At 70.3% G+C, this 14,983-nt stretch carries 9 protein-coding genes; 1 reads left to right on the plus strand and 8 read right to left on the minus strand.

Translation table 11 applies throughout. The features are described from left to right. The first annotated feature begins 121 nt into the window (after positions 1-121). Positions 122-3,688: a transcription-repair coupling factor gene (mfd, locus tag A176_RS28870; protein ID WP_044889301.1), complete on the plus strand. Its 3,567-nt coding sequence runs from the start codon at positions 122-124 to the stop codon at positions 3,686-3,688. A 250-nt stretch (positions 3,689-3,938) separates the two neighbouring features. On the opposite strand, the gene argE is transcribed toward mfd, so the two are convergent. From argE to A176_RS28910, 8 genes are all read right to left on the minus strand, one after another. Next, entirely contained in the window at positions 3,939-5,075 is a 1,137-nt protein-coding gene (argE, locus tag A176_RS28875) for an acetylornithine deacetylase (protein WP_002638373.1), read from the minus strand. 74 nt (positions 5,076-5,149) lie between these two features. After that, on the minus strand, positions 5,150-6,670 hold the full coding sequence (locus A176_RS28880) for a hypothetical protein (protein ID WP_002638372.1): 1,521 nt from the start codon (positions 6,668-6,670) through the stop codon (positions 5,150-5,152). A 73-nt stretch (positions 6,671-6,743) separates the two neighbouring features. Continuing rightward, complete coding sequence (hutF, locus tag A176_RS28885) at positions 6,744-8,132, minus strand: formimidoylglutamate deiminase (RefSeq protein WP_002638371.1); 1,389 nt, start codon at positions 8,130-8,132, stop codon at positions 6,744-6,746. 67 nt (positions 8,133-8,199) lie between these two features. Then, a complete protein-coding gene (locus A176_RS28890) occupies positions 8,200-9,690 on the minus strand; it encodes a hypothetical protein (RefSeq protein ID WP_002638370.1) in 1,491 nt (496 codons plus the stop codon). 85 nt (positions 9,691-9,775) lie between these two features. Next, a complete protein-coding gene (locus A176_RS28895; RefSeq protein ID WP_002638369.1) occupies positions 9,776-10,261 on the minus strand; it encodes a DUF2383 domain-containing protein in 486 nt (161 codons plus the stop codon). A 120-nt stretch (positions 10,262-10,381) separates the two neighbouring features. After that, the gene (locus tag A176_RS28900) at positions 10,382-10,693 is read right to left on the minus strand and encodes a hypothetical protein (protein WP_002638368.1); all 312 of its coding nucleotides are present in this window, start codon (positions 10,691-10,693) and stop codon (positions 10,382-10,384) included. Between the two features lie 61 nt (positions 10,694-10,754). Beyond that, a complete protein-coding gene (locus A176_RS28905) occupies positions 10,755-11,162 on the minus strand; it encodes a hypothetical protein (protein WP_002638367.1) in 408 nt (135 codons plus the stop codon). A gap of 77 nt (positions 11,163-11,239) precedes the next feature. Further along, positions 11,240-14,977 carry an FG-GAP-like repeat-containing protein gene (locus A176_RS28910; protein WP_002638366.1) on the minus strand — a complete coding sequence of 1,246 codons (3,738 nt, stop codon included), beginning with the start codon at positions 14,975-14,977 and terminating at the stop codon, positions 11,240-11,242. Between the last annotated feature and the right edge of the window lie 6 nt (positions 14,978-14,983).

Consider the following 14,983-nt stretch of genomic DNA (forward strand, 5'->3'; position numbering starts at 1 on the left):
AACAGTGCCCGAGCTAACCAGTGCTTCCGATTTCTCCTGTTTCGTCGGACACCTGGCGCGCTCCGTCGTTGACCTGACACGGCGCGGCTTTTAATTACGCCGGGGCCTTCAAGGTCCACTCATGGACACTCCCTTCACACAGACGCAGGACAGCGGTGCGGCGGGCGACCCATTCGTCCAGGTGGTTGATGCGCTTCGAGCGGGCCAACGCGTCCGCACGCAGGGGCTCAAGGGGGCGGCGCGCGGGCATGTGCTCGCCCGCCTCCATGCCGCGCTGAAGGCGCCCCTGGTCTGCGTCGCCGTGGACGAGGAGGCCGCGGACGCGCTCGCCGCCGACCTGTCCTTCTTCCTGGGAGGCCACGGCAGCCTGCTGGAGCCCCGGGTGCTGCGGCTGCCCGCCGACGAGGCGCTCCCCTTCGACGAGGTGTCCCCCGACGCGGCCGTGGTGACGGAGCGGCTGGGCGCCCTCTTCCACGTGGGCCAGGGCACGCGCTTTCCCGCGCTGGTGCTGTCCGTGCGCGCGCTGTACCGCCGTGTGCTGCCGCTGGAGATGATGCGCGCGCTGTCCGCGCGGGTGTCCGCGGGCCAGGACTTCGACCGCGACTCGCTGGCGCGCCGGCTGGTGCGCATGGGCTATCAGAACAGCCCGCTGGTGGAGGACGTGGGTACCTTCAGCGTGCGCGGCGACTTGCTGGACGTCTTCAGCCCGCTCTACGACAAGCCCGTCCGCCTGGAGTTCTTCGGCGACACCATCGAGTCCATCCGCGCCTTCGACCCGCAGTCCCAGCGCACGGTGGACGCGCTCAAGGACGTGCACCTGGTGCCCGCGCGCGAGGTGCTCCTCACCGATGAGACGCGCCCGCGCGCCGAGGCCGCCGCCCGCGCGGTGGCCGACCGCATCAACCTGCCCACCATCAAGCTGCGCGAGCAACTGGAGACGCTGCGCGAGGGCCTGCCTGGCTTCGGGATGGAGGGCCTGCTGCCCGGCTTCTTCGAGGGCGGGCTGTCCACGGTGTTCGACTTCCTGCGCGACTGGGGCCCCGACGCGCCCGTCTTCTACGTGGATGACCCGCTGGGGCAGGACCGCGCGGTGGAGACGCTGTGGGAGGAGCTGGAGCGCTCCCACGCGGCGGCCGAGGCGCGACAGGAGCTCACCTGTCCCCCGCTGGAGCACTTCCTTGCCCGCGAGGACGTGGACCAGCGGCTGCGCGGCTTCCGCGTCCTGGAGGGCGGCGGCCTGTCGCTGGCGCAGACGGAGCGCCCGCCGGTGCACTTCACCTTCGGCGGCACCCAGGACCTGCGAGAAGCCATCCTCGCGCACCACGGCGAAGAGGGCGCGCTGTCCCCGCTGGTGGAGCGGCTGGAGCGCTGGCGGGAGCTCCGCACGGCCTGCGTGGTGGCGTGCGGCACGCTGAGCCAGGCGGACCGGCTGAAGCGGCTGCTGATGGACCGCAACGTGGTGGTGAAGGTGCACACGGAGCCGTTGGTGGACGCCTCGTCGCTGTACGAGCCGTCCATCCGGGCGCACCTCTTCACGGGCGAGGTGAGCCACGGCTTCGTGGACGGGCCGGGTGGGCTCGCGGTGCTGGCGGATGAGGAAATCTTCGGCGTGCGCGCGCGCCGGCGGCCCCGGCGCAGCAAGAAGCTGGACGCGTTCGGCTCGGGCTTCGGGGACCTGAAGGAAGGCGACCTCATCGTCCACACCGACTTCGGCATCGGCCGCTACGCGGGCCTGACGAAGATGGAGGTCAACGGCGTGCCCGGGGACTTCCTCGTCCTGGAGTACGCGGGCCGGGACAAAATCTACCTGCCGGTGGGCCGCATGCGGCTCATCCAGAAGTTCTCCGGTGGCGACCCCACGCAGGTGCAGCTCGACAAGCTGGGCACCACGAGCTGGGAGAAAACGAAGAAGCGCGTCAAGGAGCAGCTCCTCAAGATGGCGGCGGAGCTGCTGCAAATCGCCGCCGCGCGCAAGGCGCACCCGGGCCACGCCTTCAGCGCGCCGGACCGGTACTACGCCCAGTTCGAAGCGGACTTCGAGTTCGAGGAGACGCCGGACCAGGCCAAGGCGATTGAAGACGTCCTGGCGGACATGCAGAAGGCCGAGCCCATGGACCGGCTCGTCTGCGGCGACGTGGGCTACGGCAAGACGGAGGTGGCCATGCGCGCCGCCTTCAAGGCCGCGTTGGACCGCAAGCAGGTGGCGGTGCTGGTGCCCACCACGGTGCTGGCGCAGCAGCACTTCCTCTCCTTCAAGAAGCGTTTCAAGGACTACCCCGTCACGGTGGAGGTCATCTCCGGGCTGAAGAAGGCGCCGGAGGTGCGTGAAATCCTCAAGCGCGCCAAGGAGGGCAAGGTCGACATCCTCATCGGCACCCACAAGCTGCTGGGCGGCGAGGTGGCCTTCAAGGACCTGGGTCTGATGATTGTCGACGAGGAGCAGCGCTTCGGCGTGAAGCAGAAGGAGTCGCTCAAGAAGTGGCGCTCCCAGATTGACGTGCTCACGCTGACGGCCACGCCCATTCCCCGCACGCTCCACATGAGCATGTCCGGCGTGCGGGACATGAGCATCATCGCCACGCCGCCGCAGGACCGCCGGGCCATCCGGACCTTCGTGATGAAGTACGAGGACCAGGTCGTCAAGGAGGCCATCGAGCGCGAGGTGGCGCGCGGCGGACAGGTGTTCTTCGTCCACAACCGCGTGGAGTCGCTGCCGTCCATCGAGACGCAGATTCGCACGCTGGTGCCCCAGGTCACCCTTGGCGTGGCGCACGGGCAGATGGGCGAGGGGCAGCTCGAGAAGGTGATGCTCGCCTTCACGGAGAAGAAGTATCAGGTGCTGCTGTGCACCAGCATCATCGAGAGTGGCATCGACATCTCCAGCGCCAACACGATGATTGTGAACCGGGCGGACCAGTTCGGACTGGCGCAGCTCTACCAGCTCCGAGGCCGCGTGGGACGCTCCAAGGAGCGCGCCTATGCGTACCTGCTGGTGCCGTCACGGCGGGCGGTGACGAAGGACGCGCAGCGGCGCTTGGAAGTGCTCCAGAACTTCACCGAGCTGGGCGCGGGCTTCTCCATCGCCAGTCATGACCTGGAGATTCGTGGCGCAGGCAATCTGCTGGGCGACAAGCAGTCGGGTGCCATCGCGGAGATTGGCTTCGACATGTACGCGCAGCTTCTGGAAGAGGCCGTCGCGGAGATGCAGGGCCAGCCGCCCAAGATGCAGATTGAGCCGGACGTCACGCTGCCCATGCCGGCGCTCATCCCGGACGACTACGTCAGCGACGTCCACCAGCGGCTCGTCTTCTACAAGCGATTCAGCCAGGCCAGCCACCCGGACGAGGTGACGGACCTGCGCGCGGAGCTGGTGGACCGCTACGGCGAAGCCCCGGACGAGGTGGACCACCTGTCCGAGCTGACGCTGCTGAAAATCGACATGCGCGATTTGCGGCTGCGCGGGCTGGAGGTGGGCACCACCCGCCTGGTGGTGACGCTGGGCGCGGACGCGCTGCTGGACGGCCCCAAGGTGGCGGGGCTGGTGCAGCGCTCCAAGGGCCTCTACCGCCTCACGCCGGACATGAAGCTCGTCGCCCGGGCGCCGCAGGGTGCCAGCGGCCACGACCTCATCGCCGAGGCCAAGAAGGTGCTGAGGGATTTGGGCCACTGCGCGCTGCCGCAGGCGTAGCCCTCGACGCCTCGGTGGCCGCTCCGCCGCCAAGGCCGCTCAGCGGCGGAGCGCGTGCGGACGCAGCGCACTGCCGCTTCAAGCCACGGGGACCCTGCCCCGTGGCGCGGTGCTCGGCAAATGCCCCTGGGCACGGCGCCCGCCACGGGACCCCGGCCCCGTGGCGCGGCGCTGGGCAAACGCCCCTGGGCACGACGCCCGCCACGGGAACCCGGCCCCGTGGCGCGGCGCTCGGCGAACGACCTTGGAGCTAGCTTCCGCCGCAGAAGTGGGCCACCGCGCGCGCCAGGATGGCCTCGCAGCGCACCAGGTCTTCCACTGGAACGTACTCGCCCGTCTGGTGCGCCACGCGGATGTCGCCGGGGCCGAACACCACGGCCTCCGCGCCCAGCTCCGTCATCTGCGGCGCCTCCGTGCCGAAGGACACCGTCTCCGGCGCGTTGCCGCTGGCCTCCGCGAGGAAGCGCACCACCTCCGCGTCCGCCTTCGTATTCACGCCCCGGTCCGTGCGCACCACGCGGATGCGCGCCTCGTAGGCGGGCTCGTCACGCACCAGCTCCTGGCGGATGGTCTCCAGCAACTGGGACACCCGCTCCGGCGGCTGGCCGGGGATGGGCCGCCACTCCACGACGAAGCGGCAAGCGCCGGGGATGACGTTCTTCGCCTTGCCACCCTGGATGACGCCCACGTTGACCGTGGTGAAGGGCGGCTGGAAGCCCTCGTCGCGGTCCTCGCGCAGCACCGTCAACGCCAGATGCTCCAGGCGCTGGAGGAACCGGCCCGCGCGGAAGATGGCCGACGCCCCCGAGTCCGGATAGGCGCTGTGCCCTTCCTTCCCCGCCACCTCCACCTCCGCCAGGCAGTAGCCCTTGTTGGCGCGCACGGGGATGAGGCGCGTGGGCTCGCCGACAATCGCGTGCCGGGCACGACCCAGGCCCGCCTCCACCAGCTTCTTGGCGCCCGTCAGGCCCACTTCCTCGTCCGCCGTGAGCACCACCATCAACGGCGCCTTCACGTGCTGGGCGTTCAAGGCCGCGTGCAGCGCGCACGCGATGAAGCCCTTCGTGTCACAGGCCCCGCGCGCGTAGAGACGGCCGTCCTTCTCCGTGAGCCGCAGCGCGTCCGTCCACGCGGCGTCATACGGAACACAGTCAGAATGCCCCACCAGAGCCAGCGCGGCCCGGCCGCTGCCGCCCTTCACCGCGACGAGGTTGATCTTCTCCACCCCCGCGTCGTCGGTGAACTTCTGGCGCTCCGCGCTGAAGCCCGCGGCCTCCAGGCGGGCCTGCGCATAGTCGATGAGCGGAGCATTGGGACGCGAGGACGTGGTGTCCATCGCCACAAGCTCCGTCAGGGTGGCCCGCAGCGCGGGCAGCGTGTCACTCATGGGTAAGACCTCCAGGGACTGGTCATGCCACGGCACGCCAGCCCCCGGAAGGCCCTACCCTCCCCCATGTCCACTCAGCGAACGGCCGCCACCTGGGGACGGGCCTCCTCCAACGGGAACACCGTGTTGTCGTTCGACCCCGGACGTCCCAACCCCTTGTGCACCGCCGGCGCCGACGCGCTCACCGCGCCCACGTAATAGACGCCGTGGAACCCATCTCCGTTCGTGCCACCCCAGGTGTGCACGAAGAAGCGCTCGCCATTGTCCCGGCCCTTCGCCTCACGCACACCGCAGTCCAGTGCGTCCTTCGCGCCCTTGCGGTCCACCGCGCAAATCCACGCCGAGCCGCTGTTGTACGCCATGTCCAGCGACACCACGCTGTCGAGCGAGTCCTCCAGCAACAGCCCCATGGGCTTGAAGGCCTTGTCCCACGGCAGGCCCTTCTTCGTGCGCGAGTGGATGTTGCCCGACAGGATGACGTGGAAGCGCTTGGGGCCCGACTCCACCTGGTGCCGCACCGTGGCGGCCATCGCGGACTCGCGTGCCTGCCCCTGCATCGTCGGGTGGTCGAAGACGAACAGGTCCACGTCCAGGCCGCGCGAGCGAAGCTGGCGCAACTGCTCCAGCATGTTCGCCACCGCCTCACTGCTGCGGCCATCCGGATACGGGCTGCGCCAGAACGGAGCCTCCATCAGCTTCAGCCAGTCATGCTCCTCACCCGCGCTGTCGATGAACGCCTCCAGGCGAGCCTGGCTCTCCAGCGGCAACTCCAGTCCCACCGTCACCGGCGTGCCCGCCACCGCGGACTGGCAGGACGTCTGCGCCACGAAGCGAGGCACCTCCTGCGTGCCGTGCATCTCCCCCAGCAGCAGCACTCCACCCGGCTTCACCTGCTTGCCCAGCCCCAAAATCGGCAGGCCACATTCGAAGTCCATCGCCGTCGAATCCCCCTTCGCATTCGGGGCCGCCGCCACCTGCACCGCCTTGGGCGCGTTCTCCTCCTTCATCAGCTTGGGCGAGATGGAGCGGAACACCCGCCACTCCATGACGAGGTCTCGCGAGCCCTGGGCTGACTCCGCGAAGAAGGAGTTCTCCCCCACCGGCGCGTCCAGATAGTCCTCGAAGTCCTCCACGCTGATGATGGGGTCCTCCGCCACGGAGCCCCCGTTATCCAAGCCCTCACCCGTTGGGCCCTTCCGCCCCACGATGCGGTTCGTGCCCCAATCGAGCTCACGGCCCGGAGGCGCCAGGGCCTTGTTCCGGCTCTTGGTGATGCGGATGATCCACAGCTTGCTCTGGGTCGGCGTCTCGCGCTTGCCCAGGACCATGTAGCGGTGGAAGAAGCCGGACACCTTCGAGCCGCCGAACTCCTGGCGCCAGTCCGTCTCCAGCACCATGCTTCCCCGGTCCTCGCGGAAGGGCAGATTGTTCTCCGTGAAGAACGTCCGCACCTCCGGCCACATCTCCTCCAGAGGCCGTTCGTAGATGGCCTCTCCATCCGGGATGAAGAGATCACTGAAAGCGCTTCCCTGCCGGGCAGCGCAGCCGGCGAGAAACACCAACGACATGGACACCGCGTACATCATCGAGCGCATCGGCCCCTCCGGGGATGAAATCCCGGAGGGAAAACGCCGCGAGCCTCAATCCCATATCGAGACAGCCAACCGCTCAGGCATACAGCGTGCGCGACAACGCCTGGAACGCCCGGCCACTCTCCTCCGCGAGCGCATGCCGCCCTTCGCGAACCACCTCGCGTCCCGCCACCACCACGTCGCGCACCGCGGCCTTCTCGGCACCGAGAACAATGGAAGACAGCAGCGACGCGGGCAGCGCCCCCACGAGCGACGGATGATGCAAGTCCACCGTGAAGAAGTCCGCGGGCGCGCCGGCCTCCAACACCCCACCCGCCCATCCCAGACTGCGCGCGCCATCCACCGTGGCCATGCCCAACAGCCGCGCGGCCAGTCCATCCATGGCGCCGCCGCCCGGGTCGAGCACGGCACGCCGCAGCCGGGACAAGCGCAGGTGCCCTTCCAACTGCCGCGCCTCATCCAGCAGGTCCACCGTCGCCTGACTGTCCGAGCCCAGGCTGAGGTGCGCCCCCGCCTTCACCAGCGCGTCCGCGGGGACGATGCCGTCGCCCAGGTTTCGCTCGGTGGAGGGACACGCGCACACCGTGGTCGCGGACGCGCCCAGCAGCGCCACCTCCGCGTCCGTCAGGTGCACGCCGTGCACAGCCGTGAAGCCCGGCCCCAGGAGGCCCAGGTCCGCCAACAGCTCCACCGGCCGGCGGCCATGCTCCGCGAGGCACGCCTCGATTTCCTTCGGCTGCTCGGCCACGTGCATGTGGATGGGCAGCCGGCGCGTGGAGGACGCCGCCAGCGCGGCCAGCCACTCCCGAGGCACCGCCCGCACGCTGTGCGGCGCGATGCCCACGCTCACCGCCGCATCGCCGCGGACCTCGCGGACCAGCGCCTCCACCGAGCCGAGGAACGTCTCCGCGTCCGCGTCGATGAACCGGCGCTGCCGCGGATTCGCCGCCACGCCGAAGCCCGCGCGAGCGTAGCCCACGCGCAGCAGGCAGATGCGCAGGCCCACGTCCCGGGCCGCGCGAATCACCGCGTGCGCCAGCGTGTTGCGGTCCGCGTAGGGCGTCCCATCCGGCTGGTGGTGGACGTAGTGGAACTCACCCACGGTGGTGATGCCCGCGAGCGCCATCTCCACGAAGGCCTGCCGTGAGGCGACGTACAGGTCCTCGGGGCTGAGCGACTCGGCGGCGCGGTACATGGCCTCGCGCCAGCTCCAGAAGTCATCCGCCTCGCGGCCGGACGCTACATACTCCGTGCGTCCCCGGATGAGCCGCTGAAACGCGTGGGAGTGGCCGTTGACCAGGCCCGGCAGCAAGGCCCTTCCCGGCAGCGGCACGACGCGCGCGCCCGTCGGCGCCTCGGCCAGGTCCAGGATGTGGCCCTTCGCGTCCACCGCGAGGACGCGCCCTTCGTGGAACCGGCCGCCCGTGAAGAGGAGCTCCGGCTGATAGACGGTGATGTCGCTCACCCCGGCAACTTACGCCAGCGCCACGGGGCGCGCAGCAGCCGCCGCGCCCCCCGTGGAATGCCCGACGTCAGTGCGCCGCGACCTCCGGGGACTGCGCTTCCACCGGAGCGACCGAGTTGTCATTGGCGCCCGGACGCCCCAGCCCCTTCTGCACCGCCGGAATCGACGCGGTCACCGGGCCCACATAGAAGACGCCGTGGTAACCGTCGCCATTCGTGCCGCCCCAGGTGTGCAGGAAGAAGCGGTCACCGTTGTCACGGCCCTTGGCCTCGCGCACGCCGCAATCCAGCGAATCCTTCACGCCCTTGCTGTCCACCGCGCAAATCCACGCCGAGCCGCTGTTGTACGCCATGTCCAGCGACACCACGCTGTCGAGCGAGTCCTTCAGCAGAAACCCCATGGGCTTGAAGTCCTTGTTCCACGGCAGGCCCTTCTTCGTGCGCGAGTGGATGTTCCCCGACAGGATGACGTGGAAGCGCTTGGGGCCCGACTCCACCTGGTGCCGCACGGTGGCGTGCATCGCGTCCTCGCGCGCCTGGCCCTGGGCCTTCGGGTGGTCGAAGACGAAGATGTCCACGTCCAGGCCGCGGAAGCGCAGCTCGCGCAACTGCTCCAGCATGTTCGCCACCGCCTCGCTGCTGCGGCCGTCCGGGTACGGGCTGCGCCAGAACGGGGCCTCCATCAGCTTCAGCCAGTCATGCTCCTCGCCCGCGCTGTCCAGGAAGGCGTCGATTCGCGTCTGGTTCTCCAGCGGCAGCTCCAGCCCCACCGTCACCGGCGTGCCCGCCACCGCCGTCTGGCAGGCGGCCTGGGCCATGAAGCGCGGCACCTCCTGCGTGCCATGCATCTCCCCCAGCAGCAGCACGCCGCCCGCCTTCACCTGCTTGCCCAGCCCCAGAATCGGCAGGCCACACTCGAAGTCCATGGCCGCCGCGCTGCCCTTCGCGTTGAGCGCCATCGCCACCTTCACCGGCTGGGGGGCGTTCTCCTCCTTCATCAGTTTGGGCGAGATGGAGCGGAACACCCGCCACTCCATGACGAGGTCACGCGAGCCCTGGCCCGAACCCGCGATGAAGGCGTTCTCCCCAATGGGCGCACCCAGGTAGGCCTCGTAGTCCTCGACAGAGAGGTTCGCGACGCCCAAATCGTCCCCTCCCCCCCCTTGGCCCACCCGGGACACGCCCCAGTCGAGTTCACTGCCTGGAGCCCTGAGCGTGTTGTTGACGCTCTTGGTGATGCGGATGATCCACAGCTTGCTCTGGGTGGGCGACTCGCGCTTGCCCAGCACCATGTAGCGGTGGAAGAAGCCGGCCACCCTGGAGCCGCCGAACTCTTGGCGCCACTCCGTCTCCAGCATCATGCTTCCCTTGTCTTCCCGGAAGGGCAGGTTGTTCTCCGTGAAGAACGTCCGCACCTCCGGCCACATCTCCTCCACGGGCCGCTCATAGATGGCCTCTCCATCCGGGATGAAGAGGTCATTGAAGGTGTTTCCCTGAGTGGTGGCACAGCCCGTCATCAGGCCCGCCAACACCACCGCCGCGTAGACCGCCGAGCGCATACGTCCCGTCTCCTGGCAAAACCCCAGCGGGAGCGTAAACGACGCTGTGCCCCGGGCATATCGGCCCCGGAGGACGGCCCTGGACTCAGGCGGGTGCCTCGGAGCCTTCCGCGGCGGACGAGGAGGCGCGCTCCCAGGGGCGGGTCCGGACGGCGTCGCGAATCCACATCACGTGACGCCGCTCGTCCTCACGGTGCTTTTCGATGAGGGCGCGGACCTCGGGGCGCCAGTCGAAGCGCAGGGCCACGTCATAGGCGCGGTTGGAGAACTCCTCGTTGCCGAGCATGGCCACCAGCGCCGCCTCGGTGCCCATCATGCTCGACACGGCCGTCAGGCCCTTCATCGCGGTGCCCTTGAAATCCAGGCGCAGCTCCAGCGGCGTCCCACCCAGCTCGTGGATGAGGGCGTTCAGGTCCTGCACATGGCGCACGTGGTCGATACGGAATCCGTTGAGCCGCTCACGCACCAGCGGTTCGGGGATTCGCGCCAGGGCGGCGTCGTACGCACCCACGGCATCCGCGTCGAGCTGGGCCAGGCTGCGCAGCCGGGCCACTTCGGATTTGTCGGCCATGTCGAACTCCTGCGCTAAGGGGCTCGGGCAATGTGAGAAGGCTGTTCCCGCAAACCAACCCACCTCCTGCCTCCGCCGCACGCCCGTCTCCAGGGCAGGCGGACAGCCGAGGCCTGGGGCTCACGCGCGCGCGGCGCCAGCAGGGGCCCGCGCTCGCGACGCCCGGTCCCTCCGTGAGGCCCGTCGGTGCTTCATGAGGATGACGGCCCCCAGGATGGCGCTCAGCAGCATCAGTCCGTTCGTCACCACGAAGACCCAGTTGCCGACCAGCCAACTGTAGACGGTGAACCCCACGGACGCGGTCATCTGCCCGAAGAAGAGCCACTTGGACACGCCCTCGCTCGAGCCCGACTTCCACTGCGTGTGGACCTGTTTTCCAATGGTCAACAGCAGCACGAACGAACTGAACCAGCCCAGGGCTTCGGCCCCCATGCCATGCAGCCTCCTGGCCTCACACGATGCGCATGGACCGGGTGCCGCGCAGCAGGGGCTGTCACCGCGCCGGGCTGGCCTCGCGGTGCTTCGCAATCCAGGCGCGCGCCGCGTCCGCCGTGTCCACGTACACCATGTCCAGCGGCATGCCGCCGCTCAGCATGGCGCCCACCATGAGGCTCTTGGTGGTGGCCTTCTGCTCCATGCCCGCGCCGATGTAGACGACGCCGCGGAACCAGCCCGCCTTGGCGTGGTCCACCAGGTAACGGCGGGACTCCGGACTGAGGTGCGAACCGGCGATGTCCGCGGCCAGGTAGAAGCGCTGCGTCTGGGCCAGCGTCTCATAGACGCTGCACGACCAGACGGAGGTCTCCGGGGACAGGGCGCCGCGGAAGCGCGCCCACAGGATGTCCGGCGGCTCGAACCACGCGTGCTGCTCGCCGTGACGCCACTCCCGATTCAGGCCCATGGGGCTCCCACGCTGAGTCTGGGGACAGGATAGCCCCAGCCCCAGCGGGGACCCAACAGCCTCACGGTGTGGCTTCGTCAGAAGCCGAGCGGCAACACGAAGGCCGTGCCGTTCTGCGTTCCCGTGCGGTAGCTGCGCGGCGCACCGACGACGAGCGTGGGCGGCGAGCCGCCGCCGCCCGGCATCAACGACAGGTCCTGCCCCAGCGCCGAGCGCTCCGAGCCGTCCCCCACCACCATGAGGAACGGAGACAGCGCGCCCGTCTGGCCCGCGCCGCCGGCATAGAGGAACACGGCGCCGCCGCCGTCGGAGGCCTCGGACGCCCCCGGCGCGGACACCAGCAGGTCCGGGACGTTGTCGCCCGTCAGGTCGATGCCACCCGCCAACTGCGTGCCGAAGTTCACCGCGCGGTGCCGGTGGACCAGGACCACGGGGTCCAGACCGTCACCCAGCGCCCCCACCACCAGCGGCTGCCCCGCCGTCTGCAGCGCCTGCATCCGGTTGCGCAGCGTGTCCTTGTCGAAGAGCAGCACCACCGGCTGCGTCACCCCGTTGAAGGGGACGCTGGTGGCGCTGATGGCGATGAAGTCGCGCGTGTCGCCCAGGAACCGGCCCGCCCGCGTCATGCTCAGGCCCAGGCCCATGTTGGTGAGCTGCACCTCGCTGTCACCCGCGATGCGCCACACCGTGGCCGTCCGCCGGCCGCCGCAGCGCGCGCCCGTCGAATCGAAGCCCAGCAGGATGGCCACGCCCGCGCGCGCGCCCGCCGCGTAGCGCCAGGCGACGTCATCACAGCCGTCGCCGTTGATGTCGCCCAGCGACGTGGGCGCGGACGTCTGGATGCCCATGGACGGCCAGGTGAAGACCGGGTCGCACGCCATGGTCAGCTTCTCCAGCGACGCGTCATCCGGCGCGCGGCCCAGGAAGACGTCCATGCCGTTGTTGCGCAGCAGGCCCACGTCCTGGCGCCCGTCGCCGTTGAGGTCGAAGCCGCCCACCACGCCGCGCCCCATGGCGGAGCGGCGGCACGTCGCGTCCGTCTCCGGCGTGCAGCCGTCAATCTGGAAGGGCGCGAAGAGGCGGTACGCCGGGGTGAATGTCCCGTCCGCCTGCCCCAGCGACACGAGCGCGCCACCCGTGGACTGGGTGCCGCTGGTGACACACGCGGCCCGCACCGAGGCGTAGGTGTTGTTCAGCTCGTTGTTCGACGACGTCGTGCCCGTGCCCGGCACGTAGAAGTTGGACGCGCCCACCACCATGTCCGGCCGGCCATCACCGTTGAAGTCGGTGAAGTCCACGTCCACGCCCACGTTGCGGCCCGCGCGATGCGGAGAAGGCAGCCCCTCCTCCACCACGGTCGCCTCGCCCGGCGCGCGCAGGTCGTGCACGTAGGCGCGGCCAATGGCCAGGGCGTTGCCGTCATTGCTGGTGCCGGGGCCGGACCAGCCCGGCGCGCCCGTCAGCACCAACGGGCGGCCCAGCGGGCCCCGTGTAATGGCCACCGCCTCGCCGAAGCGCTCCACGCTCGGCTTCGCCGGCACCTTGATGCTGGAGCGCGTCCACTCCGCCACCGACGCGCCCTGACGCTGGAACAACTCCACGCTGCCGGTGAAGGCGCCCTGCTCCGACGAGGACCGGCCCGCGAAGGCCACCAGCGACGCGTTGCCCGCCGGGCCCCAGGTCGTGAGGCCCGCGCCCAGCGTGTCCGACGCCGCCGTCCCGTTGAGGGTCGTCAGCGGCCGGTTGAGGACGCTGCCCTTCTCGAGCGTCGCCAGGGGGTAGACGAGAATCTTCCCGCTCCAGCGCAGGGTCGCGGTGCCCTGCCCCGACGGGGCGGAGGAGTACGGCGCCCCCAGCAGCAGCTCCGGGCCGGGCTCGCCATCCACGTCCATGATGGCCCAGCTCCGGCCCGCCTGGATGCCGCTGGCCTCGCCGTAGATGCGCGCGTAGGCCTGCTCGCGCGTCACCTGCGGCGGCCGGTTGGCGGGCTCGCCCGTGGCGGAGTAGCCAGTCAGGTCGAAGAGCAGCGCCCCACCGGAGTCGCTGCCCGACTGCAAACCACCACTGGTGCGCAGGTCCGGCGAGTCCGCCCGGTCCGCCACGGCCAGCAGCAGCGGCGGCCGCGAGGCATCCCCAGGGATGACATCCAACCGCCAGGTGCCCTCGTTGCTGTCCGCCAGGTTCGCCGGCAGCACGTACACGTCCGGCGAGGCCCGGAAGCGCGCACCCGAGGGCCGCGCCAGGAAGACGGAGATGGCCACCTGCGAGCCCGACACGGCGCCGGTCGCGTTGTACCGGGACACGCGGCTCAGCGCCGCCAGGTCCACCAGGCCGTCGCCGTTGAGGTCGCCCGTCACCAGGGTCCGGCCCAGCTCGGAGTTGCTGCGCGACACCAAGGTGCCGTCCTCCGCCAGGTCCCAGCCGCCCAGGCGCACCGTGGGGACGTCCGGCACCGGCGAGCTCCGGCTGGAGGCGTAGATGTCAATCGTGCCGCGGTTGCGGATGGCGTTGGTGGGCGCCAGGTCGCCCAGGGGCGAGCCGACGACGACGTCCAGGTCACCGTCACCCTCGAAGTCGGCGACGACCATGCCCGAGCCGAACGCCGCGTTGCGGAGCAGGCCCGTGAGCTGCTGGCGCAGGGGCGCGGGGGCGCCGCTGCGGAACGTGTAGAGGTACACCGCGCCGGCGTTGGTGACGGCCACGTCCGCGCCCGGCGAGGACACCAGCAGCTCGGCGCGCCCGTCGCCGTCCAAGTCACCGGCGGCCAGCGTGTCACCGAACTGGGCCGTCTCCGTGGAGCCCGTGAGCACCCAGGTGGGCTGCGCCGGCAGGCCCACGCTGCTGCCCTTGAAGATGAAGACGGCGCCGCCCGTGGGCTGCTCCAGGTCGCTCTCGCGCTGCCCCACCGCCAAGTCCAGGAACCCGTCGCCGTCGAAGTCCGCCGTCACCAGGGTGGCCACGTCCGTCAGCCGGCCATGCGGCAGGCCCGGGCGCGTCAACTCATCCAACACGCGCACCGACACCCGCGCCGTGTCCCCCGTGAAGGGGTCCGCCGCGTTCAGCACCACCGCGCCCGTGGCGCCGGGCTCGAGCGTCAGCCGGCCTCCGGACATCGTCCCGGGCCCGGACTCCTTCGTCCAGTTCACGCGGTCGCTGCCGCCGCGCGTGGCCAGCGGCACGGACGAACCGGAGGGCACCGCGAGGAACGCGGGCGCGCCCGTGAGCCGGGCGTTGTTGTTCACCTGGTACTGGAGCACCGCCTCGTCACCGGACTGGCTGTCGCGCACGGTGATGACGTCCAGGCCCTCCGTGGTGCCCGCCGTGTAGACGCCGCCCGGCGTGACGGTGGCGCCGGAGCCGTTGCCCGACAAGACGTACGTGGCCGAGCCCAGGAGGCCGTCGGCCGCGACCTGGAAGGACGTGCCCGGCCGCAGCTCGGCGCGCACGGGGGCCACGTTGAATTGGGCGGTGACGCTCACCTGTGTGGTGGCGCTCACGCCCGGGCAGCGCGCGTCCTCCACCACCACGGTGTCGGTGCCGGGCGTGCGGCCCGCCACCAGCCGGTTCGCCACCAGCTCGCCGGAGGAGCCCCCGGGTTCCAGCAGGAAGCGGTAGTTGCCGCTGCCGCCCCTCGCCACCATGTTCACCAGCCCCGAGACCCGCACGCGCGGCGGCTCCGCGGTGAGCGTGAGGGCGGCGAGGCCCGTGCACTGGTCCGTCTGATGCGGATCATCCACGCGCGCGGGCGCGGGGTCGTCCGAACAGGCCGCGGCGAGAAGCGCGACGAGGGGGGCCGCGCGGGACAGTCGGGTCATGTCAGG

The organism is Myxococcus hansupus (assembly GCF_000280925.3).
GTDB classification, from domain to species: domain Bacteria; phylum Myxococcota; class Myxococcia; order Myxococcales; family Myxococcaceae; genus Myxococcus; species Myxococcus hansupus.

Excerpts from the sequence above, each read along its gene's own strand:
- mfd (WP_044889301.1), top strand. The coding sequence starts at position 122 with ATGGACACTCCCTTCACACAGACGCAGGACAGCGGTGCGGCGGGCGAC.
- argE (WP_002638373.1), bottom strand. The coding sequence starts at position 5,075 with ATGAGTGACACGCTGCCCGCGCTGCGGGCCACCCTGACGGAGCTTGTG.
- A176_RS28880 (WP_002638372.1), bottom strand. The coding sequence starts at position 6,670 with ATGCGCTCGATGATGTACGCGGTGTCCATGTCGTTGGTGTTTCTCGCC.
- A176_RS28890 (WP_002638370.1), bottom strand. The coding sequence starts at position 9,690 with ATGCGCTCGGCGGTCTACGCGGCGGTGGTGTTGGCGGGCCTGATGACG.
- A176_RS28895 (WP_002638369.1), bottom strand. The coding sequence starts at position 10,261 with ATGGCCGACAAATCCGAAGTGGCCCGGCTGCGCAGCCTGGCCCAGCTC.
- A176_RS28900 (WP_002638368.1), bottom strand. The coding sequence starts at position 10,693 with ATGGGGGCCGAAGCCCTGGGCTGGTTCAGTTCGTTCGTGCTGCTGTTG.
- A176_RS28905 (WP_002638367.1), bottom strand. The coding sequence starts at position 11,162 with ATGGGCCTGAATCGGGAGTGGCGTCACGGCGAGCAGCACGCGTGGTTC.
- A176_RS28910 (WP_002638366.1), bottom strand. The coding sequence starts at position 14,977 with ATGACCCGACTGTCCCGCGCGGCCCCCCTCGTCGCGCTTCTCGCCGCG.